Genomic DNA, 26,671 nt, shown 5'->3' with positions numbered 1-26,671 from the left:
TAGCCGCCCTTTATCAGTCTGCGGAATGGACCATCACGGTAAATCCGGTCACCGGTCTCGATTGTGCTTCTGTCGTGTCAGCCAGCGCATCCTGAAGGATGCGTCCAAATTCGTTGATGTTGAGGGTGGGGAACATCGGACCGGATGGCGCGACATAATTGCCACCTACCATCGGCAGCGACCATTGCTTCATCCAGGCTGTCTGCGGATTGTCCTGCATCACTGACAGTCGGCGCATCTCTCCGGTCAGCACATAGGTGCCTTCCTGACGGAACGTCTGTCGCACCAGTCCAGGCTCCAGATGAAAATCGACCTTGCCGCCCGGTTCGACCCTTGGCCAGTCACCTGCCAGATTGTTCAGCTCAATCCAGGACCGCGAGGTGCATTGATTGTCACGCCGCCGCCACACCCGCACGCGCAGCTGGGTCGGCCCCTGCCAAACCGAATGAGGTATGAACAGGCTGGGGTCAGGGCCGCTCCATGTCGGAAAGGTCGCAGAATTGCCCTTCGCCGCGCCCGGACGGTCGAGGTCAGGATTATAGGTGAACTGTTGCACAGCAAGCCCATTGAACACTTCGGACGACCCTGCCCGGAACAATGGCGAACTGCCATCGCTCAGTGGCTTGGCAGCCAGTTCGGCTTCATTGGTGGGCGCGGCGGTAAAGATGGCGCGCTTCCAGCTGCCGCGCTCGGCCACGCCAGCGGCAATTGCCGGGGAGCCTGACCGTTGCAAACGGGTATCAAAGGCGCGGACATCAGCATCGGGACCGATCACCAACACATATAGCGGGTGTGTCCCGGCATAGGGCATCGAACCCAACTGGCCCTGCCCGGCGGGCAGATCATAAATCTTGCCATTGAAAGGAGCCGCAATGCCATAGACAGAAATGGCGCGGTCTTTCAGAATCTCCCTCAGGGAGGGCTGCAACGCTGCCAGTGCACTGGTGTCCACGGAACTGTTGCTGAACCAAAGGTCGGTCACAATGATCGCCATTTGGTCGCGCTGACCTTCGACAATTTTCAGCACATCATCAATGTGCGACTCACAGGCTTCATCATCCCGTGAGGCACAGGCATAATGCTCCGGCTTAAGCAGGGCCGCTCCATCGCGAACGGGCGGCGTGACGGTCCGGCCAAAGGCGCGGAAACGGGTTTCCACCCCCATTTCAGCGAGGCTGGCAGGAAAGGTGCCGATCACATCCTGGAACGGCCGGTCCATGGTTGTTGCACCGGCGATATAGCCCATCATGCTCGCCGACCGGTCAACATAGATGGTCGCGGCCTTCAGCGTTGCTCCGCCTGTTGCCCCGCGAGCGGCTGCGCTGTCAGACGCTGTGCCAGTGCGCGCTATCCACGCGCGGCTCGGCTGGGGGAAACAGTCGAGCTGGTTGGCAATGCCGGATGGACGGTCAGCGCCACATCCCGACAGCACAAACGATGCCACCAAACTGGCAGTAATGGTCGTCCCCATGCTCCGCTTTGTCGTGCTGCAACACTTAAGGGGACTGAGGGCTGTACCTAAAAGCGAGGAAACGGAATGTTTCAAGCCCACAAAATCCTCCAAGAACCGATTCGCAGGATCAATATGGCGGGCGGCTGGATTATATGTCCAGTGAGTCTTGCATTTACCATCACTTGCAAGGACAAGATGGTTGGTCACTGGCCATCATTGAGCGATTGGCGGTGGCTTGGATATTGCTTTGGCGATTGGTCGGTCATGGGGGACTGAAACATTGGATTGGCAGGAATTTTCCTTCTCTCTCAATGGCCAGTCCCATCACGTTTACAGCCGGGAAGAGGCTGAAACGCTCATCAGGAATGGCGTGCTGCTGCCTGAAACACCTGTCACGCTGTTTCTGGCCAGCGGCAAACGTCGCCGGACAACAGCCCAGACACTTGATCTCGGCTTCGCGCCCCCGCCTCCCGTGCAACAGGCGCCGACATCGCCCATGCAAGTGCAGGCACCATCACCCAAGCCCTTGCCGCCGGTCACCGACGCGGAACCAGTGCCGCCACCCCCTGCCGCTGCCACGCTGCCCAAGACTGCCAAAAAGACCGCTCCTCCTGTTTCTTCGCGCCCTCCCGCCGAAGGTGGCGGTGCCAACGCCCGCAGCACCAACGGACCTCAACCGGCCGATCCCTTGTCACCAACCCCGCCGGTACCAACGGGATTTGTCATCTTCCTGGTCATCATATTGGCCATCGCGGTCATCTGGTTGTGGAACGACGCTCCGGTCGAGGAGGCTGCAACCGGAACCGATCCAGTCACAGCAACAACCAGCACCCCCACCCCGGATGAAGCAGGGCCGGCTCCCGCGAGTGCCCCAGTCGATCAGGCGCCAGTGCCGGCAGTCAACCCGAAAGCCGCGCCTGAACCGGCTCCGCGCGACATTCCGCGTGCATGCCGCAGCTGGAGCGAACAACCGCGCGAGCTCGAACTGTGCAGCGCGGTTCAATGGCGCTACCGGCGCCTGCAAGTCGCCTTTGCCAGAGCCGCTATCGGCGGGGAGTCGCCGGAAACCACGTTGCGCTTGGCGATCAACAGTTGCAGTAGCCGCTCGTGCGTTGAACAGCGGATTGATGCACGGATTGCTGATCTCACCCGCCCTGCACCGGTCGCCGCACCACCGCCGGCTGCCATTCTTGAGCCCGCCATCGTTGACCGGTCCCGCGAAGCAGCACCACGGGGCAATCCGGCGCGCTGGGTAAGCACCAGTGATTACCCAGCCTCGGCCTTGCGGGCCGGAACCGAAGGCACCACCCATATCAACCTGACGATCGGGCCGGAAGGGCGCGTAACGCGCTGCGATATAACACAAAGCAGCGGAGATGCGGCACTCGACGGCGCCGCCTGCGCAGCCCTGCAACGGCGCGCCCGCTTTACCCCGGCACTCGATCGCGACGGCAATCCCTCAACCGGCAGCTACACGACGCGCATCCGCTGGCAGATCCCGCGCTGACAAAGCAGGGCCTTCGGAAAAAGTTGGTGCACCACGCAGTCCGGGCCGAAGCAGTCTTTGGCGAGTTTCCCTGAAACCACCTGCTCAACACTTTTTTGGTTCCAGCCATCGCCAAGTTCGGACACGGCGAATGGAGCGCGCACGGGTCAGGGCATTTGCTCTGACGATGAGAGTCGTGCGGCTATTGATTCGACAGGGATTGTCGAATTTCGTCCCGATACAAGCGACCAACTGGTACTTGCAGGTCATTTTTCAGGGTGATTGACCGGCTCGATTTGGCCAGAACAAATTCCGGTGCGACACACCAAGAGCGATGGACTTGCATACCGCCCAGTTTTTCCATTGCTGCCACAGCATCTCTGAAGCGATAGTGGATCAAATCCTCACCCCGATCAGTGAAAACCCGGACATAGTGCAGTTCTGCCTTTATGGCATAAACGGTGCCTCGCAGTGCCGGTCGCATTTTCCATAGAAAATCGGGTTCAGGTGCGGCGGTGACAGATGCTGCTGGTTGTGCGGAGGATTTATTGACCCTTTCTGCAGATTGTCTCCCGCCATAGGCGTAAAGGTGTCCACGCAGTCGAAAGGCCACGAGATTGATCGAGAGCCAAAGGACCAGTGGGGCCACTGCGCTGCCGAGATATTGCCCGACTGTCATTTGCCCCAACATATCGAGTCCATGGCGGTCAAAGCCCCATAGTCGGAACACTTCGCCGAAAGACAGATTCAGGACGATTGAAAGGGGTGCAGCGACCAGAAAGCCCGCCACCAAAGTAACCAAGAGAGGGGCGCCATTATGCTTGAGGCTTCCTGACAAAGGCCGGGTGATGAGATCATTGACCAGCCATCCGCTCGCGCTGAGCAAACCCCAGATCAGGGCGCATGCCAGCCGACGGCCGGGTTCACTGTTTTGCTCACTGATCCATCCGAACAGAAAGCCTACACAAAACGGAACAGCGAGGATGCGGACGAGCTCGGCACCGTCGATCTTGATATGGACTCGACGCCGGACTGAGAATGCCATGTCAAATGTAGCCATGATCCTGTCCTTTCAATACTTCACTGTACCAGAAAAATGCCACCTGTCGGACAGTCCCTTTCAGACCTGTCCGGCTGGCGAACAGCCTGGGTCTCCAGCGACATATCCGCCAAGATGGACAAATGGACTCTGCGCCGTTCGTGCAATCAGCCGTGTCGTTCGTGCAGGCCGGCATGATTGCGGCATTACGTTCCTCTAATCAGACGCTCCTAGCTAGTTGATCACCATGCCGACGACGAGGCGGCGGAACTATAGCCTGATTTGGAGCAGCGCGTTGCAAACCACTCGGAGGGACATTCTAGCCGGACTGGCAAGCGCCCCGTTCATTCTCTCGGGCGCCACAGCCCGTGCAACCGAACCGCAACAGATCGGCGGTCCGGAACGCAAGTCAGTGGTTGTTATCGGGGCAGGTCTTGCTGGCCTCTATACGGCAATGCTGTTGCAGCAGGCAGGATTGGACGTCATCGTCCTCGAGGGGGCGTCCAGGGTTGGCGGACGCGTCTACACCGCAGACTGGCTTGAAAACATGCCTGAATTCGGGGCCAGCCAGATTGGCCGGTCCTATGCTCGGGTGATTGACCTGTGCAGACAGTTCAGCCTGCCTTTGATCCCGGAAGACCGCAATCTCATGGCCATGGCCAGCCATATCCGTGGCCAGTGGACCAATGCCGCTGATTGGGAAAGTTCTGCGGCAAACTTGCTCGTCGGTGACGAGCGCACCATCCAGCCAGCCTTGCTGGGTGGCCAGTTGATGGGGCGGTACAACAATTTGTCCGACCTCAGCGACTGGCTCGACCCTGCCCGTGCCGACCTGGACATATCGCTGGGAGACTTGCTCCAGCGCCATGGCCATTCGCCCGAAGCGCTCCACCTCGCCAACCTGTCTGGTACGGGCAATGATGCCTGGTCGGCATCATGCCTGTCGATGATGCAGGAACAGACTCGCGCCCGTTTCGATGCACGGTTCGGCAATGTCGAATTGGGCCGGGAGGAACGGCCATACGGGTTCGACAATGTTCGCGACCCCAACGGCGGTCTCGCGCTGATCAACAATATTGAAGGCGGTTGCGAACGCTTGCCCAAGGCGATGGCGGCATCGCTTGGCGACGCGGTGAGGACCGGCAAGACGGTAGGATCAATCGAACTGTCGGGCTCTCGGGCCGTGATCGATTGTGTTGACGGAAGCCGTTTCATTGCCGACTTCGTCGTATCCTCAGTGCCCTTTACCAGCTTGCGCCGAATATCGATCAGCCCCATGCCCGCCGGGCCGCAGGCGGAGGCGATCACGCAACTGGGCTATGCCCATACAACGCGCGCCTTTGGCACCATCACTGAGCCGTTCTGGGATGACGGGATTGACCCTTCCTTCTTTACCGATGGACCGGTCAAGATGTTCTGGGCTTTGCACAAGCGAGGTGGTGACACGCACCACCGCTTCATGGTGGTGTTGACGGGTGCCGCCGCCAGCCGGATGGATCAATTTGCACCGGCCGAAGCATTGGCGCTGATCGAGGCGGAAATCGGCCGCATACGTCCCGCTGCGCGCGGGAAACTGCGTTTCAGTGGCATTTTTGGTTGGCAGACGGTGCCCCTGATTGGCGGTTGTCGGCACATGTTTGCGCCGGGCCAGGTCACCCGCTTTGGTCGTGCGATGATTGAGCCCTTCCGCATGCTGCATTTCGCCGGCGAGCATACCCGTCGCCTCGAATTCGGCATGGAGGCAGCATTGGAAAGCGGCGAACGAGCCGCCTTTGAAATATTGGAGCGGGTCGGTTGAACCGGCGTTCCGCTGCCCGGCCCGACTCGAGCGCGTTCAGCTGGCGACAGAACAAGGCCGATCGTCATTCAATGACCACAACCAAACAGGGGGGTAAATAAGATGAAATCCTATTCTCTATGCACGCGAACGGCACTGGCGCTTGCCACGTCCATTGGGGCCATGGCCATCAGTGCCAGCGCCTTTGCGCAAACAGCCGATGCAGGCGACGGTGATGACCTGATCGTCACCGCCCGCAAGACCGATGAAAGCATTCTCGAAGTTCCGCTCGCCATCTCGGCAGTGACCGCCGAACAGCTTGAGCAGACCGGTGCTCGCAGCCTTGATGAAGTGTCGCGTCTGACGCCCGGCTTCACCTTCGAAAGGACGATCGGCACGCTCGCGCAGCCTGTGATCCGCGGCCAGGCACAAACGCGCGTGACCAATCCAGTGCAGAATGTCGCCACCTTCTTTAACGGTGTCTATCTCCAACGTTCCTATCAGGTCGACAGCGATCTGCTCGACATTGAACGCGTTGAAGTTGTCAAGGGACCGCAGTCGGCCCTGTTCGGTCGCAACGCCTTTGCGGGTGCCGTGAGCATTGTTACCCGCCGGCCCGACATGGAGCATGTCCGTGGCCGCTTCGAAGCGACGATTGGCAACCATGACCGGCGCGAATTGCGCGGATCGCTGTCGGTGCCCTTGGGCGGCTTTGCCGCGATCAGTGTTGCCGGATCGCTGGCTGATTTTGACGGTACATGGCGCAATGCCAATACCGGCGCGGCGGCCCTGACTGGTGACTCGCTGGTGACCGAGGGGCGGCTCAACGGCTATGAGAACCGTTCAGTCCTGGCGCAGATTGCCATCGAGCCAACCGATAACATCCGTATTGACGGTTTCTGGAGTCACCGCGACATCTTCATTGAGAGCGCGGCCACCTATCAATTGTCGAGTACCTTCGCCATCAGTCGCGGCAATGCGATGAATTGCACACCCTTCGCAGCGCCAGCCAGTCCGGCGGCAAATGGTGCCAATGCTCTCTTCTGTGGCGCGCTGCCGGTCAATCCGCCGATCGGTGCGGGCGACCCGCGCCGCGCAGGCTTGCTGGTCGACCGCCGGTCCTATGGCCAAGACGGACAATCCGACGTGGCGGGCGCGACCGTTGCAATCGATGTGACCGATGCCCTGTCGTTGACCTATCAGTTCGGCTACACCGATGCCAACGCCACCAACGTCGCCACGCTTTCGGGTGATCCGCTCAACGGTTCGGCTTTTCCCTTCTTCCTGGGGCAGGTTCTGTTTGATGCCCGCGGCAACGGCAGCCTCACATCCAAAACCCATGAACTGCGCGCGCAATATGAAACCAGTGGCCTGCGCATTCTGTTGGGCGGATTTGCTGGCACGGTGGATGACTTCAGCTTTGGCGGGACCGCATTTTTGGCCCCCAATTCGACGACAGACGTGTTCGCCAACATCACCACCCCGCTCAGCGGCTATGGTGCCACGCAGCGCGATGAACGCAATCGCGCGGTATTCGGCCTTGTCTCGCTTGAGCTGACCGACGGCCTCCGCGTTTCTGCGGAAGCCCGCCAGAGCTGGGAACGGGTGCGCCAACAGGGTGTAACCGCCGCTGGCGCACGGACGGGTACGCTGTTCGAACGTGAGTTTCGCGCATTCACTCCGCGCTTCACCGTTGATTATCAGCCCAATGACAATTGGCTGATCTACGCGTCTGCGGCCAAGGGCGCGAAGGTCGGCGGCTTTAACGTGCCAACGGCCACCAACCCGCTAACGGCTGCACAGCAGGTCTTTCTGCCCGAATCGAACTGGACCTATGAGCTTGGCGTGAAGGGCACTTTGCTGGATCGCGCGGTGACGTTGGAAGCGGCAATTTTCCATACCGATTGGAACAATTTGCAGGGTAACCAGTCGGTCAACCTGGGCCAGCCGGCGATCATCCGCAATCTCGCCGGTGCCAATGTCGATGGCTTTGAACTGACCGCCATCATCCGCCCGACCCGTTCGCTGACCTTCAATGCCGGTCTGGCCTATGCCAACAGCCGCTTTGCCGCCGGCACTGTTGACGACACGATTCCGCGCGCGCTGTGCACCTCCTTGGCGACCTGTCCGACAACGGGTGTGTATTCGAGCGACATTTCGGGTCGGTCGATTCCGCGCGCACCGGAACTGCAACTCAGCGGTGGCATGACCTATCGTCAGCCGATTGGCAGCATGTTTGGTAGCGACATCGATCTGGTGACCCGCGTCGATGTGTCGGTTACCGGCCGTCAGTACACGGACAACACCAACACGGCCTATGCGCCGTCGCGTGAACTGGTTGACGCCAGCATTGGTATCAGCAGCGAAGCCTGGTCGCTGCGTCTGTGGGCGAAGAACGCGTTTGACCAAAAATATGTTGCTTATGCGTTCACCACCTTCGCCGGATCCGGTGCGGGTTCGGGCGTCACCTATGGCACCTTGCTTGGTGACCGGAGAACGCTCGGCGCGACCGTGTCGTTCAACTTCTGAGGCAGTCTGGCAGCGGGCGAACAGTTTCTGCTGTTCGCCCGCTGTTTGTCGAATGCACTGAAAAAACAAGGTTTCCCTCTTCGTGCACCCCCTGTTACCCCCAATTCGCGCCGCCTACCTTGCACTCAGCTGTCTGTTGATCCTTTTCGCAGATGCCGCTGTTGCCGAAGGCGGAGAAGGCGATGGGCCATCGGCCGAACAAATTGCCCGTGTCGAAGAGCGTCGAGCCAGTTTTCCTGTCGCCAGACTGGTGGAGTCGATTGATTGGTATCAACCATTGGTCAACGTGCCGGGACGCCCAAGCAGCTTTCCGCGTCGTCGCGTTTTAGTCGCCAACCTTGAGCCAGAACTCCGCGCGTTTGCTTCCGAAACAGACAGCTTTGCACTTTTGGTCGCCCGAGAAGGCAGGCTCATACACGAATATTACGCGCCAGGCTTCACAAGGACCAGCCGATTTGACACTGCGTCCATGCATAAAGCCATTGTCTCCCTGCTCATCGGAGCTGCCATTGCTGATGGGGCAATCAACAGTGTTGATGACCCGCTGTCCCGCTATCTCCCGAATTTGCCAGATGATGGCCGCGGGTCGATAACCTTGCGCCAACTGCTTGAGATGCGGAGCGGATTGCAGACGCCCCCTGTCAGCGAAAGCGCCGCCAGTCCCTACTGGCAGACCTATTTCGGCAACAATCTGGACTGGTCCATTGCACGGTGGCCGATGCATCCGGAAACCAGAGATACCTTCTATTATGCCAACGCCAATACCCAGTATCTTTTGTGGGTACTCCAACGGTCTACGGGACAGCAATATGTTGACTATTTGTCGCGGCGCCTGTGGCAACCCATCGGCGCGCAGGATGCCCGGCTTTGGCTGGATCGTGAAGGGGGCAGCCCCCGCGGATTCTGCTGTTTGCAAGCTAGTGCCAGGGATTGGTTGCGCATTGGCGAACTGATCCGCAATCAGGGCAAATGGCGGGGCGAGAGCTTGATACCTGCTGAATGGGTCGAAGCGATGCTGGCACCATCAATCGCCAATCCCAACTTTGGCCGCAATATCTGGCGGGGTTCCCCCTATGCGCCGACGCGCACCTACGGCCCTGGCGTTCCGGCTGTCGTCCGATCTGCAGAACCTTTCCAGCGTGACGACACAGTTTTCATCGACGGCTCGGGCGGTCAGCGCGTCTATGTCATTCCGAGCGAGGGACTAACCATCGTCCGTATCGGCCGCCCCCAGCAAGACTGGGATGATTCCAGACTGCCCAATCTCGTCGTTGGGCTCGTTCAATGAGAGGATCGCAATGTATCGGATAACGGCCACCGCCCGAAACTGGCGGAAGAGGGGGTACTCTCCCGCCAGGCCTAAAGAGTTATGCGGGCGAATGCTAACCCCAAAAGGCATATTATAAATTAAATACAATTCCCCATTTGTCAATATATTAATGAGACATTATAGAATATATCTGCTGCGAGTAGCAGATATAATTGAAGATATGTGTCACTTTTATTGTATTTATTCAAAATATTTCATAATTTTACAGAGACTAAATTGTTTGTACCGCAAAGAAATGGTGATTTTGTTGGTAAGCAGGATGGCAAAAGCTGGCACCGGCAACCCTAGAGCGCCGACCAGGCAGATACCGCCACCAATGTCGTCACGCTGCTGAGCGCCAAACGCGTCCCCAAGACCGGCCAGCTGCTCTCCCTGCTGCGCCGCCCCGACGGCACCAGCATCGAAGAACTCATTCTGATGCGCGACACTCATCGGTCACTAGCCGATCGCAGATAGCGTCGATGCCACGCTCGACAGTGATAGAACCAGATGAAAGCGTCAGCTCTCAAGGGCGCTGGTGATCTTGCTGAACGGTGGCTTTGTTGGAGGAGGCAACTATCACCGCCAGCGCGGACCGAACCTTGTTCATCGCGCTATTTCGTCTGTTTTGATATCTTGTGCGCCCTGTTATTCGGGAGAACAGGGACATCTCGGCTATTGGGGTGTGCATTTGCGCACAGCGACGCCTCGCAAATTTGAGTGGTGCACCCGACAGGATTCGAACCTGTGGCCCCCAGATTAGGAATCTGATGCTCTATCCTGCTGAGCTACGGGTGCATGGCGGACCGGCCGCTAGCCGTCCCTAACGCCGTAACCGCCCGTGCGTCAAACGGCTTTGCTCAGTTGCGCTGCTCGGGGGGGACCACCGGGACGAGCAGGGGCATCACAGCGATACCTTCTTCGGCCAGTGCTTCCGCTTCCTGGGGTGTTGCTTGGCCATGGATTGGCGAAGGCGCGTCAATCTCTCCCTCTTCCGCTGCACGATGCAAAGCCCGGGCTTCATCAGCGAAACGATTCCCAACCCAGCGCGATTGGGGCAACATTTCCGCTTGCGACTTGGCAATGGCGTTCAGCATGGCGACCGCTTCTGGTGGCAATGCCGGCAAAACTGGTGGGGCACTGATCATTGCGGGCACTGCGCCTGAACCGCCGTCAGACAATTCAGCCGGCGCAACCGGTGCACTATAGCCGCTGCGGCTATTGCCCTTGGCAGCAACATTGGGGGCCATCACCGCCTTGCCAATCTGTGATCCGCTGCACAGGGGGCAGGCGATCAGCCGGCGTCTTTGCTGGTCTTCATAGTCCGTGCTGGACCGAAACCAGACCTCAAAGACGTGGCCGCACTGACATTTCAGGTCAAAGGATATCATTGCAGGTTTAACAGCGGGTCCAGCTTGCCGGCGCGATCAAGCGCCATCATGTCGTCGCAGCCACCAATATGCCGCCCGTCGATGAATATCTGCGGTACCGTGGTGCCGCCATTGGCACGCTCGATCATCTCGGCGCGCTGGGGACCACCCATGCTGATGTCATATTCCTCGAACGCCTGACCCTTGGCGGTCAGCAAATCCTTGGCGCGGTGGCAATAGGGGCAGAAAGCCTTTGTATAGATTTCGATCCTGGCCATCGCTGATCATCCTGTGGTGCGGGAAACATTGTCCGTTTCATGCGCGATATGGGTGAGTATCAGCCCGTGTCAATGCGGCCATACAACAGATCCGGATCGGCCCGGTCGCGATCGACCACTCTGGCAAAGGCAGCAACCTCTACCGCCGCCGCGCCAGCCCTGATGAGCGCCTTGGCACATGAAGCGGCAGTCGCGCCGGTGGTGAATACATCGTCGATCAGCAACACCCGGCGACCAGCCAGCAGGTTGCGCTTTTCAGGTCTGGCAGAAAAGGCCCCTGCAACAGTCCGCAAGCGCGCGGTCCGGCCAAGCCCCCGCAGCGGCGGTGTCCGCCGGTGTCTCATCAGCGCGTCCACCTCCATTGGCCAGCCGGTCAGATGCGCCAAATGCCTGCCCACTTCGGCAGACTGGTTGAAACCGCGATTCCACAGGCGCCAGCGATGCAGCGGCACTGGCACAATCAGCGGCGGATCACCCGCCCTTTCCACACGTTGAACAGCACCCGCAATCATCCGTGCCATCAGACGGGCAAAGCCGGTGCGTCGGCCATATTTCAACCGCATGACGATCGAACGGGCGACTTCGCCATAGACCAGCGGCGCATGCACTCGGCTATAGGGCGGTGGATCCGCGATGCATTGCCCGCACATGGCGCCCTCTCCTTGCGCGATGTCGAACGGCACGTCGCACCGGCTGCAGGCCGGACCCACCAGAAAATCCAGCTTGGCCCAGCAATCAGCGCAAAAGCCGCCATCGCCGCCTGTCACCACGCGACAGGCGGCACAGCGCGGGGGGAGAACAGCGTCCACCACTCCCTTGGCCGCTGTCATCAGTCCCCGCCACACAGGCGCCAGCAGCGCCGTTCCGGCGGTGCTCTCATCCGGCGATTCGTTTTGATCGGGATGGTTCTGCTGCATTGCTCACTTGTGACCCTGAGCCACTCGGGGCACAAGCCGGCGCGATGACTAGCGCAACCGATATACCACAATCCGCAACGCCCGCCCGCAGGGACTTGTTTGATCGGAACCGGCGCGCACAGCGGCGCGCTCGCAACCCCGGCCCGCGCGGTGACTGGTTTGGTGACCAGATGGGCCAGCAACTGCTTGACCGGCTTGGCGATCTGACACGCACCTTTGCCAATGTCCTGATCATCGGCCGGCGCTGCCCGTCGCTGATCGCGGGGCTTGCCGCCATTCCGGCGACATCCAATGCCCAAATCAGCTTCATCGAGCAAAGCGCAACACTCGCGGAGCGGTTTGGTGTCATCATCGGAGAAGAAGATCAGCTCCCGGTTGAACCAGACAGTTTTGACTGCATCCTTTGGCCTGGCGGTCTGGAAAGCGTCAATGATGTCCCGGGCGCGCTTCTGCGCTGCCGGTTGGCCTTGCATGGCGACGGACTGTTGCTCGGCTGCTTTCCTGGCGACGGCAGCTTTCCACTGCTGCGTCAGGTCATGCGGCATAGCGACGGAGATGTCGCCGTTGCGCGCATGCACCCGCAACTTGATGCACGGGCAATGGGCGATGTGTTGGCCAAAGTCGGTCTGACCATGACGGTCGTCGATTGCGACCGTCTGACCCTTTCCTATGCCAGCCTTGCCGATCTTGTCGCCGATCTACGCTCTGCTGCATGGACCAACATGTTGAGCGGGGCTGTACGGCCCATAACCCGCCAAGGTCTGGATTGGGCCAATAGCGCCTTCGCCGCAGCCAGCGACAATGGCAGGGCGTTGGAACAGCTTCGCCTGATTCATTTTTCCGGCTGGTCCCCCCATCCTGACCAGCCAAAGGCTGCGCGACGCGGCAGCGCGACCATGTCACTTGCCAAGGCGCTCCGGGCCCGCTGAAAGACAGTCAGCGGAACAGCAAGGCCAGACGTTCCGCGAGAGGAACGTCCAGCGGAGCCAGCGGATAGTTGGTCAATTGATCGGCAGGCACCCACGCCAGGGCATCCGCGTCCATGGCAGAAACCTCTCCTCGCCAGACCCGGCAGCAGTATAGTAGCAAGACCAGCGGCTTCCCGTCATTCGTTACGCCAGTGACAAAGGAAAACTCCTCGAGACTGCCGGGCTCCACCCTTATTCCCAATTCTTCCGCCAGTTCTCGACAGAGTGCGACACGGCAGCATTCACCCGCCTCCACCTTACCGCCGGGAAATTCCCATAATCCTGCCAATGGCTTATGCTTCGGACATTGCTGTATCAAAATGGCATTGTTTGTGTCGATCAGGGCGGCTGCAACAACTAACACGGCAAAATCTGTCCTCCAGCCATTTTTCTTAAGCAATTCATTAACCCTGCGCACGCCATAAGCCACTCTACAGGAACATTATCTGCACCTCTGACCAGGGTGAGGGAACATGCGGCGAATAATCCACCGGTTTTGCGGCGAAAGTCGCGGAGCTACGGCTATAGAATATGCCATGATTGTGGCAATGATTGCACTCGCGGCAAGTGTCGCCATCCAGGCGTTTGCCGATGGCACGGTCGGGATGTGGGAATTTGTGCGCAACGAGGCACTGACCAAGCTTTGATCGTCTTCAGGGCGACCGGCCTGGCGGGCCGGGCAGCGACAGTGACGACATTCCTTCGGGCGGGATTGCAACAGGCAATCTCGCCCGAAGCGCATTTGAGGACCGCCAGATCCGGCAGCAATGCGCCCGAAGCCGCCCTCACCTGCAAGCCTGCTGTCCGTCGGCCGGAAAAATAAATGCCGGAATTAAGGTTTCGGGAACCTTTTGCCCTTAGCACCAAGGTTGTTGAGACGGTCCAACGACCGGCCCAACCGGGTAAATGTGAGCTTGAACCAGGAGACCAGTTATGAACATGATCAAGAAGATGATCCGCAACTCGAAGGGTGCGACCGCCATTGAATACGGCCTGATCGCCGCTCTGATCGCCGTCGCCGGCATCGCGGCTTTCTCGGCTGTTGGCACGGGCGTGCAGGGCACGTTCACCAACGCTTCGAACAAGCTGTAATCTTCCGCCCTTGTCGACTTCTTGTCGGCAAGATCGGAAATTCGAAGGGGCGACGATGCAAATCGTCGCCCCTTTTGATTCGGGATTTCAGGCACCGCGCCCAGGATCTCTTCCAAGGTTCAGCCTGAGCAGGCTCGGCGTGGGCAGGCCGATCGGGCAATCACCAATTGGCAGCCCTGGCCCTAATTGCCCGCATAAGTGACAATCTTCACTCGCTGGCCAGGAGTCAAAACAGCAGACGAAGACAGCGCGTTCAGCACAAGGAACCGCTCGAGCTGCGAATCCTGATAGGCCATGCGACTAGCCAGGCTTTGGACGGTATCACCGCGACGCACGGTTACAACAGACACTCTGCGCGGACGAATGGCGCTTGCCTCAGCCGGCGTCAGCCGTCGGACCGAAGCGAACATGGCATCAAAAACCGACAATCGACCTGCTGGCGCCAATGCGGCAAAATGATAGGCCTTCGACGAATCAAAGGCATAGGCAAAGATGATCAGGTCGACCTGACCTTGCTGCGTGGTCGCCCTGGCCGTTGCATAAGCGGCTGGAATACCGTTGACGGTCGTTCGATTGATCGCCCCCAGCTGAACATTCGACTGATTCTGCCCGACAACAGTCTGGAACGCCTGCCGGACATAGGCATCCAGATCGCCGCTAAAGCTGCCCATCGTAAACTGGGCTTGGCCATTGGCACTGCCGATTGAAACCGCTGTGGTCCCGTTGGAAATGCGAAAACCCTCCGGAACACTGAAGCCCAAACGCAGGTCCGGGTGCAGGAACTGTCGACCTTCGACCACACCTTGCCGGGGATCATCGGCATAAAGCAGATTGTTGACCGCATTGAGGAACTGGTCCCGATTGGTGCGGCCGTTCACCACATTCATGGCTCGGGCACGCTCAGTCGCCCGCCTGACCCGTGATGCCGGATCGGGGTGGGTGCTGGCCCATGCCGGTATATTGCGGGCAGCATCCTGCCCCGACAGGCGCAGGTCGAGGGAGTTTTGGGCATCGAGACTGGCCAGCACCGTCGCCAGAGCAGCGGGATCATAACCCGCCGCACTGATATAGCGGATACCCAGATCATCGGCCTGCGTCTCCTGGCTGCGCGAAAAACCCAGTGTCGCCATTTGCGCTGCTTGCATCGCATTATTTTGCAACAAGCCACCAAGGCTGCCCAGCAGGCCACCATTATCGCCAATGGCACCGCCCAGCACGGTGGCGAGGACGCCAAGGATCGAGTTGCGTGTGGCACGCCGCTGGCGCTGCTGGGAATGGCGCGCGGCGGTGTGGCCGAGTTCATGCGCCAGAACCCCGGCTAGTTCGGCTTCATTGTTCATCAGAGCCAGCAACTGGCGCGTGCTATAGATAAAGCCACCGGGAAGCGCGAACGCGTTGTTGACCGGCGAATTCAGCAGCGTGACGGTGAAATCATTCGGATTGTTGGACAGGCCCGACTGGACGGCCACCCCCTGCCCCACCGTCCGCACATAGGCTGTGGCAGGCCCGGCATATTCGCCGCCAAACTCCTGCATGATCTGGGCATGGGCCTGCGCGCCCTGATTCTTCTCAGCCTGCGTAAAAGGACGGACTGTGCCGGATTGAGCCAGCAAAGGCTGGGACGCGAGCCCCAACGCCGTCGAACCTGCAAGGGTCACACCCAATAAACGAAGCGACGTTTTGACCGGCACTGTCCCTCTCCCCATCTTCCGGTGTCTGCCACTGGAACGAGCGACTATTATGCCGGGACAGGGTCACATCGTCCAATCCGCTGTGCATCTCTTGCCCTGAACGACAGGCGAGACGGGCTAGAGTCTTCCCATGGCTAGGAATTTTTCTTCCCTTGCCTGACGGATGGCATCAGCCTGTCGTCCTTCCCATTGCTTCAGCGCCGATTCGATCGATCGTCGCAGAGTGGCTATCGCGGCCACGGTATCACGGTGGGCACCCCCTACCGGCTCGGGCACAATCTCGTCGATCACCCCCAATGCCTTGAGGTCTTGTGCCGTCACGCGCATTGCCGCAGCGGCATCGGCCGCCTTGTCAGAGGTGCGCCACAAAATGGAAGCGCAACCTTCAGGAGAGATGACCGCATAAACGGCATGCTCATACATCAGCACATGATTGGCGGCAGCAAGCGCAATGGCCCCTCCTGATCCACCTTCGCCGACAACAGCAGCAACAATCGGCACGCCCAGCGCCAGGCATTGCTCGGTGGATCTGGCGATGGCTTCCGCCTGCCCACGTTCCTCGGCTTCGATTCCGGGAAAGGCACCCGATGTGTCAACCAGCGTGACCACCGGCAGACCGAACCGGTCGGCGAGCTGCATCAAGCGGATCGCCTTGCGATAGCCTTCGGGCTTGCCCATGCCGAAATTATGCTTGAGCCGCGTCGCTGTATCGTGCCCCTTCTCATGGCCGATGACGACTACCCGGCGACTGCCCAAAGTGGCCAGCCCGCCCAGAATAGCCTGATCATCGCCAAAGGCCCGATCACCCGCAAGCGGGAGGAAATCATCGAACAAACCAGCTACCAACTGGTTGAAATGGGGTCGGTCCGGATGCCGCGCCACCGCTGTCTTCTGCCAAGGAGTCAATTTGGCATACAGGTCCCGCAACTGGGCAGCCGCCTTGGCCTCAAGCCGCTCTATCTCGGCGTCTACATCCAGATTCTGATCGTCAGCCGCCTTGCGCAGGTCATCAATCTGATCCTGCAATGCCGCGACGGGCTTTTCGAATTCGAGATATGTCATCATGGGCAAATGCCGGTTAGGCGGATGGTCGGCCGACGTCAACAATCGCCATTACCTGCCGTAACCATCCGCGGCCGCATTTTGCCGTGCGCCATGCGGGCAAGCGGATGCCGCTGATTGACCAGTTCGATAAGCCGCCGGCTGTCAACATGCGTGTAAATTTCAGTCGTGGCTATGTCAGCATGGCCCAACAGCGACTGCAAAACCCGCAAATCCGCACCCCCCTCAAGCAAGTGCGTGGCAAAGGCATGGCGCAAGACATGCGGGCTGACCCGCGCCGGGTCGATCCCGGCGGCTGCCGCCGCCTGCTTGATCAACTGGAACAACCGAACGCGGGACATTGGCTTGCCACGGACCGGAAACAGCCACGCGCTATCAGCTGGTAAACGGGCGATCCATGCTGACAGAACGACGCGCGCCCGTTCCGAAACGGGCACCATGCGTTCCTTGTCGCCCTTGCCACGGACAATGAGATAAGGACGATCAATAGACCACGCCCGCCGGGTCAGGCTGACGAGCTCGCTAGCCCGCAGCCCCGAACCGTAAAGGAGCTCGACCAGACATAACAAGCGTATCGCGGCGTCTGGCGCCCCTTCCCTCGATGCAGTCTCTTCGAGGGAGCAGAACAGGGTTTCGATATCCTGATGATCCAGCAATCGAGGCAAAGGCCTTCGCGACACAGGCCTTGCAAGGCCTGTTGCGGGATTGTCAGGCAGCAATCGCTCCTCTTCACAAAATTTGAAGAAACCCGTGACCGCAGACAGCTTTCTGGCAAGCGTAGCGACAGACTGGTCTTGCCAGTTTGTTGCCAATCCGGAGAGCTTCACAGCGTCGGCGCTGGCCAATCCACCGCTGCCGGCCAAATAGAGTGATGCCTGTTGCAGGTCGCGGCGATAGGCCTGAAGAGTGTTTTTGGCCGCACCTCGGTCAACCGCCAGCATCTCCAAATAACGGTCAATCAACGACCGATCTTGATCGGCAAGTTCAACAGTCCGGCGCTGCTTGGCCATGTTCAACTGCGGGTGATGGCTTCTGCCGCGATCATGCGTGCTTCTGCGCCGAGCCCAACCATGCGCAAGGCGCGGGTTATGTGATAGATGTGACGTGGAGGCACGCCCTGCCAATTGCGCCCCTGCAAACCTATTGCGGCCAACACCGCAACAGTACCGGCTTCATTGCGCCGCGCTGCCTCATCAATCGCCCGCGTCCAGCTGGTCTGCTTGCCCAGTTCAAGCGCATGGTCCCGTGACAAGGTTGCCACATCGTCGCCACTCACCCTCTCCAGCCCAATCAAAGCGGCTGCGAGCATGCGGGTCCGCAATTGACCCTCGCTATCGTCATCCGAAGCAAAGTCCGCAACCTGAGCCGCCGACACGCCAACAAGAGGCGTGGGAGACCCAACCGCCAGAAGGCCCCACCCTGATGAGCCGACTGCAACCTTGGGCGCCCAAAGCATGGCATTACGATCCAACCCGCCCGCGAGCATGGCCGAGAGCAAGCCATAATTTTCCTCATCGGACAGATCAACCGGGCCAACGCGCGCTGCAGCGCGTGCCGCAAGCACATGGCCGCTGTAGCCAGCGCTACCTTCACTCAGGCCCAATATCGCCGAAACGCGGGCGGAAAGGTCGGCAAGCACGAACGCCGCGCGCAGTTCCGCCCCCTTTGCGGAGATGGTGTCGCCCGGTTCGTCGGCATCAGCTGTCAAGCTGACCAGATCAACATAACCCCGCGACGACAATGTGCCATAGGCCGATGCATCCGCCAAAAAACGAAAACGCTGTTCAACGGGGATCATGGGCATTTGTACAGCCCATCGCCGCATGGCCGGCGTCGCGGTTTGCCAAAGCTCAGACGGAATCTCGACACCTGCCGCCGTCGCCAGCCCCAGCCGCCAAGGGGTCAATTCCTCGACATTGTCCCAGCGGATCGTCACAGAACGACGGCTCGCAAGCCCGGCGCCAACGATCTTCTCTGCGAGCTTTACATCGATCGCAGGCAAGCGACCGCCGCGTTGGACGCGATCGACGATGGCCGTTGCCGTGCCCGATTCCCCGACCATCGCCGCGCACATTGCCTGCACCAGGCGCCAGCTTTCGTCCGTGCCCGCCATTGTTGGTACATAGGGGCACAGGCCGGCGGGATCGGCATTGGCGAGATAGATGGGAAGGACCGCCTGGCGCAGACGCGGGCTGGCCTTGTCCACATCGACCGACTGAACGAGCAAGCGTGCACTGGCGGCATCGCCCTGGCGGAACAGAAGATTGGCGCGCGAAGCGATAAAATCGGCGCCGTTGATCCTCGGCGGCGTGTCAACTCCCGACAGCATGGCGCGGCGCAACAGGATAAACGACCAGCGAGAGACGAGCGGCTGGCGCAGATTGTCCATCAGGCGCGAGGCGTAGATGCCACGGTTGCCAAAGGCATTGGCTGGCAGTCCGCCGGTTTCGGCCGAGAGCGGGCCGATGCGCGCGAGCGAGCGGCGGGCACCTGGCGGCAGGTCATAGCGCGGGGCAGCGGTTTCGATGTCGCCTTCTTCGAGCGCCCCTTCCGAATCGTCGAGTTGCTGTTCCCCGTCAGCGGTGCGAGGGGGCGCGGGAGTGGAGGCAGAGGGCGAGGTAGAGCCACTATTGCCAGGGGGAGGGACGCTCTGTGCCGGGGGTCTGGCAGGGGTGGAATTATTTGAATTAGCTGGCCTTTCTGCCGGCCTTGGGGCGGGAGCGGGGCTCGGCGAGGGCGCAGGGGCCGGACGGTTGGCGGGAGGCTGGTCAAAGCCCGGCGGCAGCAGTGATTCCTGTCCCAGCACAGGCCATGCAGCCACCGCCGCGATGGCGACACCCCCCAACAGCCAGACCGGACGTTTTGAACCCAGCGCCACGCGCGCTCTCCCATCATTCTGCCGGCCGCAGCAACGACCATGTCTCCCCCTTTAGCGGTGACGCGGTGCAATGGGCAATGGCGCGTTGATCTTCGCCGTTCCGACGAAGCCGTTTGCCTCCGGGCGACTGGCAGGATAGGCGCTTGGTGCATGATCTCTGACACGCCTCCCGGCGGCCCGCCCCGCGCCCCCGATCTGACGATCGACCGGCCGATCGTGCTTGTCGGCATGATGGGGTCGGGCAAGTCGAGCGTCGGCAAGCGGCTCGCCGCGCGCCTGTCGCTGCCTTTTTACGACGCCGATGACGAGATTGAATCGGCTGCCGGGCTGAAAATCGCAGAGATTTTCGAACGCTATGGCGAACCCTATTTCCGCGATGGCGAACGGCGGGTGATCCAGCGGCTGATGGAGGCTGGCCCCTGTGTGCTGGCGACAGGCGGCGGCGCCTTTGTCCAGCCTGATACGCGCCAGCGCATCCTCGACAAGGGCATTGCCATCTGGCTCGACGTGCCGGTCAACATCCTGGTCGAACGGACCGCCCGGCGCAGCCACCGCCCGCTGCTGAACCAGGGCAACCCGCGCGAGATTTTGACGCGCCTGCTCAAGGAGCGGGGACCGGCCTATGCCGAGGCGCATCTGAAGGTCAAAACCGACCAGACGCCCCACGCCCGGGCGGTCGAGGCGATCATCGCACTGTTGAAAGAGTATTTGGCATGACAGGCACTACCATCCCCGTCGCGCTGGGCGAGCGCAGCTATGAAGTGAGGGTAGAGCCCGGCAGCCTGCACCGCGCCGCCGACCATATGGCCGCCTGGTTCCCGCGGGGGCGCGCGGTCATCGTCACCGATGCCCATGTCGCCCAAACCCAATTGCCGGTGCTGACCGCATCGCTCGAAGCCGCAGGCATTGCCTGTCACCCGATCATCCTGCCGGCCGGGGAGGCAACCAAGAGCTGGCCGCACCTGTCGGGCCTGTGCGATGAGCTGTTGCGGCTGGAGGTCGAGCGCAGCGACAATATCGTGGCGCTGGGCGGCGGCGTGATCGGTGACCTGACCGGTTTTGCCGCGTCGATCATCAAGCGCGGATGTCATTTCATCCAGATCCCCACCACCCTGTTGGCGCAGGTCGATTCCTCGGTCGGCGGCAAGACCGCGATCAACACAGCCGCTGGCAAGAATCTGGTTGGTGCGTTCCACCAGCCGAGCCTTGTCCTGATCGACCCCGACACGCTCGACACGCTGCCGGTGCGCGAAGTGGCGGCGGGCTATGCCGAAGTGGTCAAATATGGGCTGATCGACAATCGCGCCTTTTTTGAATGGTGTGAGGCCAATGGCAACGCGCTGCTGGCTGGCGACGGTGCTGCCCGGCTGCAAGCCATTGCCACCAGCGTCGCGGCCAAGGCGGCAATCGTCGCCGATGACGAGCGCGAAACCAGCGGCCGCCGCGCCCTGCTCAACCTCGGTCATACCTTTGGCCACGCGCTGGAGGCGGAGACAGGCTATTCCGACCGCCTGTTGCACGGCGAGGCGGTGGCGGCGGGCATGGCGCTTGCCTTTCGCTTTTCGGCCGCACGCGGCCTGTGCAGCGAGCAGGATGCCGAGCGGGTGGCGGCGCATCTCCGGTCTGTCGGTCTGCCAGACGGGTTGGCGGCGGCAGGCGTCTCCGCCGATGGTGCAACGCTCGCGGCGCACATGGCACATGACAAAAAGGCCAGCGGCGGAAAGGTGCCCTTTCTCCTCGCACGCGGTATTGGCGAAACCTTCCTCGCCAAGGATGTGAACCTCGACGAGGTGGCCCGCTTCCTCGACGGCGAGGCGCGGCCCTGACCATGCCACGCGGCGTCGCCAAGGCCAATTTGCCGAGCAAGATGTGCCCGGTATGCGAGCGGCCCTTTGTCTGGCGCAAGAAGTGGGAACGCGACTGGGACAATGTCGTCTATTGTTCCGAACGCTGCCGACGGACGGGGAAGTAGGGGGAGCACCCGACACTGCCACAAGACCAGCTTCCGACAGGGCTGGAGATGGGCCCCTGCCTTCGCAGGGGCACTGTTTTGGGCGGATTGCGTCTTTCCCTCTCCCGCAGGCGGGAGAGGATGGGTCTGCTTGCTGGCTTGCCAGCTAGCGGACCTTGGTGAGGGTGGCTGGCGATGCGCTCGGGTCGGCCTGACCGGGGCAATGCCTGCCACCCCCATACCGCTTCGCCTAATTCGCTCCGCTCATAAGGCTTCGCATCCTTCCCCCGCCAGCGGGGGAAGGCGGACTAGCGTTGGCGCATGGCCGTCCACCCCACCGCCAGCCAACCGGCAATCATCAGCGTGCCGCCGATGGGGGTGACGGCGCCGAGCCAGCGGGGGGCGCCCAGCGCCATGGCGTAGAGGGTCAGAGCAAAGATGGCGGCACCCGCGAGCATCGTCGCGGCGCTGCGCGGAAAGCGGGCGGCGATGGTCAGCGCGGCGATGGCGTGGGTCAGCTGGTATAAGCCGCCGGTGCGCAGCCATTCGGCGGCCTTGGGCGTCGCCGCGCCATGGGCACCAAAGGCACCGGCCGCGACGGCAAGTGCGGCGGACAAAGCCGCAGCGAGCCAAAGGGCGCGGGGAAAGCGTGGGTCAGCGTCCATCGCCGCGCAACCTGTCAGCCAGTTGATCGAGAATTTCGCGCGGGCGCGGACCGTCCCCCGCACGGAAGCGCAAATGGGCTCCGGCGCGCAGGTCTCCGCTTTCCATCTGCATGTCAAAGCGGGCGGCATCGAGATGGCGCAAGGCGCGTTCGGCATCGACAATCTCGTCCGGAGCGACGTCAAGCGCCTCGAGCGCCTGGATGCCCATCGCGAGGGCGCTTTCAAACACCTCCCGGACGATGGCGTGGGGCTCAGCCGGTGCTATGGCCATGGCCTGTCGCCGGTCAAAGGCGCGGACCAGCAGGCGGGCGTTGGGAAAGGCATGTTTTATCGCGCCAATCTGATCAGCACCCATGGCAGCATCATCGATGCACAGGGCAATCAGCTGCGCTTCGTCAGCCCCGGCGTGGTGCAGCACATCAAGCCGGAGACCGTCACCATAATAGACCTTTGTATCAAAGCGCCCCGACAGTTCGATCTGTGACGGGCGCTTGTCGATCAGCGTCACCGAAATGTCGGCGGCATGGAGCATCTGCGCGACCATCTGGCCAAAGCGCCCATAACCCACGACAATGGCGCGACCATTGGCTGCGGCTTCCGGGCCATCAAGGTCCGATCCGTCCGCTTCCCTGCTATATTCAAGAAAGCGGGTGAACAGCATGAGGAAAGGGGTGGCGGCCATCGACAGGGTGACGACGGCGGTGAACAGGCTGGCCGCCTCTGGCAGGATCAATTGAGCCTGCTGGGCCTGGGTGAAGAGGACAAAGCCGAATTCTCCGCCCTGGCTGAGCAGCAGGGCGAGCGCCAGCGCAGGGCGCCAGGCCATGCCGAACAGGCGGGCGACACCCCACAGAACGGCGGTCTTGATCAGGATCAGGCCAGCGGCAAGGCCGATGACAGTGAGCGGCCGTTCCATCACCACGCCGACATCGAGCACCATGCCGACCGCAAGGAAGAAAAGGCCGAGCAGGATCGAACGGAAGGGTTCGACATCCGCTTCCAGTTCATGGCGGTAGGGTGAATCGGCGAGCATGACCCCTGCCACAAAGGCACCGAGCGCGATGGACAGATGCAGCGCGTGCATCAGGCCAGCAGCGGCAAGCACGGTGAACAGGCCGACGACAACGAACAATTCGCGTTCACCGATGCGGCCGACGATTTTCAGCAGCGGGTGGAGGATGAAGCGTCCGGCCAGCACCAGACCGGCAACCGCGCCGACGGTATAGAGCGCCATTTGCCAGCCCGATGGGGCGGCTGGATCCACCGGCGCGCGTGAAAGGGCGGCGATGATCGTGATGAAGGGAACAATCGACAGATCCTGCAGCAGCAGGATCGAAAAGGCCTTTTCACCAAAGGGCGAGTTGATGCGGCCCGAGGATTTGAGGCCGGGCAGCACCTGTGCCGTCGAGGACAGGGCCAGCGGCAGGGCGAGGGCCAGCACCGCCTGCCAGGTGAAGCCGCTGACCGCGAGCAGGAAGGCGAAAAGCGCCGCGCCAGAGACCAGCACCTGCGACAGGCCGAGACCGAAGATTTCGCGGCGCAGATGCCAGAGGCGACGCGGATTGAGTTCCAGCCCGACGAGGAACAACAAAAGGGCGATACCCAGTTCGGCAAATTGCAGCTTTGCTTCTCCCCCACCGACGAGCGCGAGGCCGTGCGGACCGACAAGCGCGCCCGCGACCAGATAGCCCAGCACCGCGCCAAGACCGATGCGGCGGAACAGGATCACACAGAGCAGCGCTGCGCCGAGCAGGATGACAAATTCGGTGAGGGCGAGATTCATGCGCCGGCCTTGCAGGCTGCGGCGCGATGGGCAGCCGTCGCGGCGGCACGCCAGGGCAAGAGGATCGCACCATGCCGGGCGGGATAGGCGCGGGCTTCGGCCAGTTCAACGAGGCGCGGCCAGTCCGGCATCGGAGCGGCGCGATCATTCAGCCACAGGGTCAGGGAATCGGCGGCGGCGCGCAATTCCTCGACGCTGCGGCCCCGCGCCACATCGGCAAGGATGGCAGCAGAGGCCTGTCCCACGGCGCAGGCGTTGACATCGAACCCGATCGCACTGACGCGGCCCTGGTCATCAACCGTCAGATCAAGGGCGATGCGGCTGCCGCACAGGGGCGCGCGCGCCTCCTCGCTGGCGTCAGGCTGGCTCAGACGGGGGTGGCTGGCCGCTTCGACGGCAAGCCGCAGAAGCTTGGTGGTATAGAGGGCGGAGGCCACAGCCTCAGCCGCCCGGCGCGTCGGGCAACGGCGCGGCGGGCGGGGGATCGGCCCGGTCCCGGATACGCTCTGCCGCCACGTCGGAAAGGAGCGCGCTGGTCGCGCGCATCAGCGGATAGGTGCGACCTTCGCTCATCCAGCCAGGGCGTTCGGACGACGCGCCAAAGACGAGATCATAAGCGAGATTGACCAACATGAAGAGCGCTGAAGCGATCAACAGCGCCTTGAGCAGGCCGAAACCGCCACCGAGCAAACGGTCGACCGGGCCGATCAGGCTCGAGCGGGTGCGGCTGCCGATCTGGACCGCCGCGAATTTGCCCCCGCCCCAGATGATGCCCATGATCAGGGCAAAGGCGAGCACCGACGATCCGGTTTCGGTGCCGATGGTCGGTGTCAGCCACTCAGTCGCCGGTTGGTGGAGGATGCGCAGCGCGAACAGGGCGACGATCAACGCGCCAAGCGACAGCACCTCTTGCACAAAGCCGCGCATGAGGCCGGTAATGGCTCCCCCGGCAAGGGCGAGCAGGATGATGATGTCGAGCGCGGTCAATCCGTACATGCCGCCGTCGCTATCCCCTGCCCAGCAGATGGTCAACGAAATCGGCGAGGCGATCATGCGTTTGCAGGCGGACGCCGGCATCGGGCGCGGCATGGGCGGGAATGATCGCCCGGGCGAAACCGAGCTTGCCCGCTTCCTTGAGCCGGAGCGGTGCGTGGGCGACCGGGCGCAATTCGCCCGACAGCGCAATCTCCCCGAAAATGACGGCATCGGCGGGGATGGGCCGTTCGGCAAAGGCCGAAATGATCGCCGCCGCTACCGCCATATCCGCCGCCGGATCGGTCAGGCGATAGCCACCGGCAACGTTGAGATAGACCTCCGCCGAAGAGAGCGAGAGGCCGCAGCGCGCCTCCAGCACCGCAAGGATCATCGCGAGGCGGCCCGAATCCCAGCCGACGACGGCACGGCGCGGGGTGGCCCCGCTGGCGAGGCGCAGGGTCAGCGCCTGTATCTCGACGAGGACAGGGCGCGTGCCCTCCAGCGCCGGGAAGACAGCGGTGCCCGGCGCGACCTCCCCGTGCCGGTCGGTGAGGAACAGGGCGGAGGGATTGGTGACTTCCTGCAACCCCTCCTGCGCCATGGCGAACACGCCGATCTCGTCGGTGCCGCCAAAGCGGTTTTTGACCGCGCGGAGGATGCGATACTGGTGGCTGCGTTCCCCCTCGAACGCCAGAACTGTGTCGACCATATGTTCGAGCACGCGCGGGCCGGCGAGGCTGCCGTCCTTGGTGACATGGCCGACGAGGATGACGGCGGTGCCGCGATCCTTGGCAAAGCGTATCAACTCCTGCGCCGAGGCGCGGACCTGGCTGACGGTGCCGGGCGCACCCTCGATCAGGTCCGAATGCATCGTCTGGATCGAATCGATGATGAGGAGGTCAGGGGCAGCGCCCTGCCCCATCGTGGTCAAAATGTCGCGCACAGACGTGGCCGAGGCGAGGCTGACCGGCGCATTGGCATAGCCCAGCCGGGCGGCGCGCAGGCGAACCTGCCCGGCGGCTTCCTCTCCCGAGACATAGGCCACCGACTTGCCAGCCAGCGCGAGGCGGGCCGCGACCTGCAACAACAACGTCGACTTGCCTATGCCGGGATCACCGCCGATCAGCGTCGCGGAGCCGGCAACCAGTCCACCGCCAACCGCACGGTCAAATTCGCCGACACCGCTGTGCATGCGCGCCGGCATGGTGTCCGCGCCCGAGAGGCTTTCCAGCTCAATCGGGCGGCCACCGGCCGACAGGTCATGCTTTTGCGAGAAGACAGTGGCAGGGGCTTCTTCGGCGAGCGTGTTCCATTCGCCGCAGTCGGGGCATTGCCCTTGCCAGCGGTTTTGCGAGCTGCCGCACGCCTGGCAGACAAAGGTGCGTTTGGGCTTGGCCATGGCAGCTGCATAGCGGGAACAGGAAGGGAACGCCAGTAGGGCTTTCATC

Annotated in this window: 26 protein-coding genes and 1 tRNA gene; 10 read left to right on the top strand and 17 right to left on the bottom strand. The window is 61.6% G+C overall.

The window, feature by feature from the left end; translation table 11 throughout:
• Positions 1–13: 13 nt before the first annotated feature.
• Positions 14–1,444 (bottom strand): hypothetical protein, encoded by a 1,431-nt coding sequence (locus GV829_RS08270; RefSeq protein WP_169945710.1) that lies wholly within the window; start codon positions 1,442–1,444, stop codon positions 14–16.
• Between the two features lie 244 nt (positions 1,445–1,688).
• Between GV829_RS08270 and GV829_RS08265 the strand changes: the two genes are divergently transcribed.
• Entirely contained in the window at positions 1,689–2,960 is a 1,272-nt protein-coding gene (locus GV829_RS08265; RefSeq protein ID WP_169945708.1) for a TonB family protein, read from the top strand.
• A 181-nt stretch (positions 2,961–3,141) separates the two neighbouring features.
• Here the strand turns inward: GV829_RS08265 and GV829_RS08260 are convergent, their stop codons facing one another.
• Positions 3,142–3,999, bottom strand: coding sequence for a LytTR family DNA-binding domain-containing protein (locus GV829_RS08260; protein WP_169945706.1), 858 nt, complete (start codon positions 3,997–3,999; stop codon positions 3,142–3,144).
• A gap of 274 nt (positions 4,000–4,273) precedes the next feature.
• Between GV829_RS08260 and GV829_RS08255 the strand changes: the two genes are divergently transcribed.
• From GV829_RS08255 to GV829_RS08245, 3 genes are all read left to right on the top strand, one after another.
• A complete protein-coding gene (locus GV829_RS08255; protein WP_169945704.1) occupies positions 4,274–5,776 on the top strand; it encodes a flavin monoamine oxidase family protein in 1,503 nt (500 codons plus the stop codon).
• A gap of 162 nt (positions 5,777–5,938) precedes the next feature.
• A complete protein-coding gene (locus GV829_RS08250) occupies positions 5,939–8,284 on the top strand; it encodes a TonB-dependent receptor (RefSeq protein ID WP_169945702.1) in 2,346 nt (781 codons plus the stop codon).
• 136 nt (positions 8,285–8,420) lie between these two features.
• Positions 8,421–9,572 (top strand): serine hydrolase domain-containing protein, encoded by a 1,152-nt coding sequence (locus tag GV829_RS08245; protein ID WP_169945700.1) that lies wholly within the window; start codon positions 8,421–8,423, stop codon positions 9,570–9,572.
• Between the two features lie 222 nt (positions 9,573–9,794).
• Here the strand turns inward: GV829_RS08245 and GV829_RS08240 are convergent, their stop codons facing one another.
• From GV829_RS08240 to GV829_RS08220, 5 genes are all read right to left on the bottom strand, one after another.
• The gene (locus GV829_RS08240) at positions 9,795–10,046 is read right to left on the bottom strand and encodes a hypothetical protein (protein ID WP_169945698.1); all 252 of its coding nucleotides are present in this window, start codon (positions 10,044–10,046) and stop codon (positions 9,795–9,797) included.
• Between the two features lie 268 nt (positions 10,047–10,314).
• Positions 10,315–10,391, bottom strand: a tRNA-Arg gene (locus GV829_RS08235).
• Positions 10,392–10,453: 62 nt separating this feature from the next.
• Entirely contained in the window at positions 10,454–10,984 is a 531-nt protein-coding gene (locus GV829_RS08230; protein WP_169945696.1) for a DUF1178 family protein, read from the bottom strand.
• On the bottom strand, positions 10,981–11,241 hold the full coding sequence (gene grxC, locus GV829_RS08225; protein ID WP_169945694.1) for a glutaredoxin 3: 261 nt from the start codon (positions 11,239–11,241) through the stop codon (positions 10,981–10,983). Before grxC ends, GV829_RS08230 begins: the two co-directional genes overlap by 4 nt.
• A 59-nt stretch (positions 11,242–11,300) precedes the next feature.
• Positions 11,301–12,158, bottom strand: a complete 858-nt coding sequence (locus tag GV829_RS08220; protein WP_246202786.1) for a ComF family protein — start codon at positions 12,156–12,158, stop codon at positions 11,301–11,303.
• Positions 12,159–12,202: 44 nt separating this feature from the next.
• Between GV829_RS08220 and GV829_RS08215 the strand changes: the two genes are divergently transcribed.
• Positions 12,203–13,087, top strand: coding sequence for a methyltransferase type 12 (locus tag GV829_RS08215; RefSeq protein WP_246202785.1), 885 nt, complete (start codon positions 12,203–12,205; stop codon positions 13,085–13,087).
• A 7-nt stretch (positions 13,088–13,094) separates the two neighbouring features.
• On the opposite strand, the gene GV829_RS08210 is transcribed toward GV829_RS08215, so the two are convergent.
• Positions 13,095–13,556, bottom strand: coding sequence for a (deoxy)nucleoside triphosphate pyrophosphohydrolase (locus GV829_RS08210; protein WP_281356109.1), 462 nt, complete (start codon positions 13,554–13,556; stop codon positions 13,095–13,097).
• Positions 13,557–13,599: 43 nt separating this feature from the next.
• On the opposite strand from GV829_RS08210, the gene GV829_RS14470 reads away from it, so the two are divergent.
• Complete coding sequence (locus GV829_RS14470) at positions 13,600–13,773, top strand: Flp family type IVb pilin (RefSeq protein WP_169945692.1); 174 nt, start codon at positions 13,600–13,602, stop codon at positions 13,771–13,773.
• 286 nt (positions 13,774–14,059) lie between these two features.
• Positions 14,060–14,218 carry a Flp family type IVb pilin gene (locus GV829_RS08200; RefSeq protein WP_169945690.1) on the top strand — a complete coding sequence of 53 codons (159 nt, stop codon included), beginning with the start codon at positions 14,060–14,062 and terminating at the stop codon, positions 14,216–14,218.
• 182 nt (positions 14,219–14,400) lie between these two features.
• Here GV829_RS08200 and GV829_RS08195 read toward each other — a convergent pair whose 3' ends face one another.
• From GV829_RS08195 to GV829_RS08180, 4 genes are all read right to left on the bottom strand, one after another.
• Positions 14,401–15,924 carry a M48 family metalloprotease gene (locus tag GV829_RS08195; RefSeq protein ID WP_169945688.1) on the bottom strand — a complete coding sequence of 508 codons (1,524 nt, stop codon included), beginning with the start codon at positions 15,922–15,924 and terminating at the stop codon, positions 14,401–14,403.
• A gap of 102 nt (positions 15,925–16,026) precedes the next feature.
• Complete coding sequence (locus tag GV829_RS08190) at positions 16,027–16,974, bottom strand: acetyl-CoA carboxylase carboxyltransferase subunit alpha (protein WP_169945686.1); 948 nt, start codon at positions 16,972–16,974, stop codon at positions 16,027–16,029.
• Positions 16,975–17,009: 35 nt separating this feature from the next.
• Entirely contained in the window at positions 17,010–17,981 is a 972-nt protein-coding gene (locus tag GV829_RS08185; protein ID WP_169945684.1) for a tyrosine recombinase, read from the bottom strand.
• 2 nt (positions 17,982–17,983) lie between these two features.
• Positions 17,984–19,849, bottom strand: a complete 1,866-nt coding sequence (locus tag GV829_RS08180; protein ID WP_169945682.1) for a hypothetical protein — start codon at positions 19,847–19,849, stop codon at positions 17,984–17,986.
• A gap of 150 nt (positions 19,850–19,999) precedes the next feature.
• Between GV829_RS08180 and GV829_RS08175 the strand changes: the two genes are divergently transcribed.
• From GV829_RS08175 to GV829_RS08165, 3 genes are read left to right on the top strand one after another with little or no spacing between them, the layout of a single operon-like run.
• The gene (locus tag GV829_RS08175; RefSeq protein ID WP_169945680.1) at positions 20,000–20,566 is read left to right on the top strand and encodes a shikimate kinase; all 567 of its coding nucleotides are present in this window, start codon (positions 20,000–20,002) and stop codon (positions 20,564–20,566) included.
• Complete coding sequence (gene aroB, locus GV829_RS08170; RefSeq protein ID WP_169945678.1) at positions 20,563–21,675, top strand: 3-dehydroquinate synthase; 1,113 nt, start codon at positions 20,563–20,565, stop codon at positions 21,673–21,675. The genes GV829_RS08175 and aroB overlap by 4 nt, the downstream gene beginning before the upstream one ends.
• Positions 21,676–21,677: 2 nt before the next feature.
• On the top strand, positions 21,678–21,821 hold the full coding sequence (locus tag GV829_RS08165; RefSeq protein ID WP_169945676.1) for a DUF2256 domain-containing protein: 144 nt from the start codon (positions 21,678–21,680) through the stop codon (positions 21,819–21,821).
• Between the two features lie 287 nt (positions 21,822–22,108).
• Here the strand turns inward: GV829_RS08165 and GV829_RS08160 are convergent, their stop codons facing one another.
• From GV829_RS08160 to radA, 5 genes are read right to left on the bottom strand one after another with little or no spacing between them, the layout of a single operon-like run.
• Positions 22,109–22,465 carry a DUF423 domain-containing protein gene (locus tag GV829_RS08160; RefSeq protein ID WP_169945674.1) on the bottom strand — a complete coding sequence of 119 codons (357 nt, stop codon included), beginning with the start codon at positions 22,463–22,465 and terminating at the stop codon, positions 22,109–22,111.
• Positions 22,455–24,248, bottom strand: coding sequence for a cation:proton antiporter domain-containing protein (locus GV829_RS08155; protein WP_169945672.1), 1,794 nt, complete (start codon positions 24,246–24,248; stop codon positions 22,455–22,457). Before GV829_RS08155 ends, GV829_RS08160 begins: the two co-directional genes overlap by 11 nt.
• Positions 24,245–24,685 carry an iron-sulfur cluster assembly scaffold protein gene (locus tag GV829_RS08150; protein WP_169945670.1) on the bottom strand — a complete coding sequence of 147 codons (441 nt, stop codon included), beginning with the start codon at positions 24,683–24,685 and terminating at the stop codon, positions 24,245–24,247. Before GV829_RS08150 ends, GV829_RS08155 begins: the two co-directional genes overlap by 4 nt.
• 4 nt (positions 24,686–24,689) lie before the next feature.
• On the bottom strand, positions 24,690–25,301 hold the full coding sequence (locus GV829_RS08145) for a CvpA family protein (protein WP_246202781.1): 612 nt from the start codon (positions 25,299–25,301) through the stop codon (positions 24,690–24,692).
• Entirely contained in the window at positions 25,255–26,622 is a 1,368-nt protein-coding gene (gene radA, locus GV829_RS08140) for a DNA repair protein RadA (protein ID WP_169948118.1), read from the bottom strand. Before radA ends, GV829_RS08145 begins: the two co-directional genes overlap by 47 nt.
• Positions 26,623–26,671 lie beyond the last annotated feature (49 nt).

It is taken from the genome of Sphingomonas lacunae (assembly GCF_012979535.1).
GTDB classification, from domain to species: Bacteria; Pseudomonadota; Alphaproteobacteria; order Sphingomonadales; family Sphingomonadaceae; genus Sphingopyxis; species Sphingopyxis lacunae.
The sequence above is the reverse complement of the archived record's forward strand: the minus strand, read 5'-3'. Positions and strand labels throughout refer to the sequence as shown.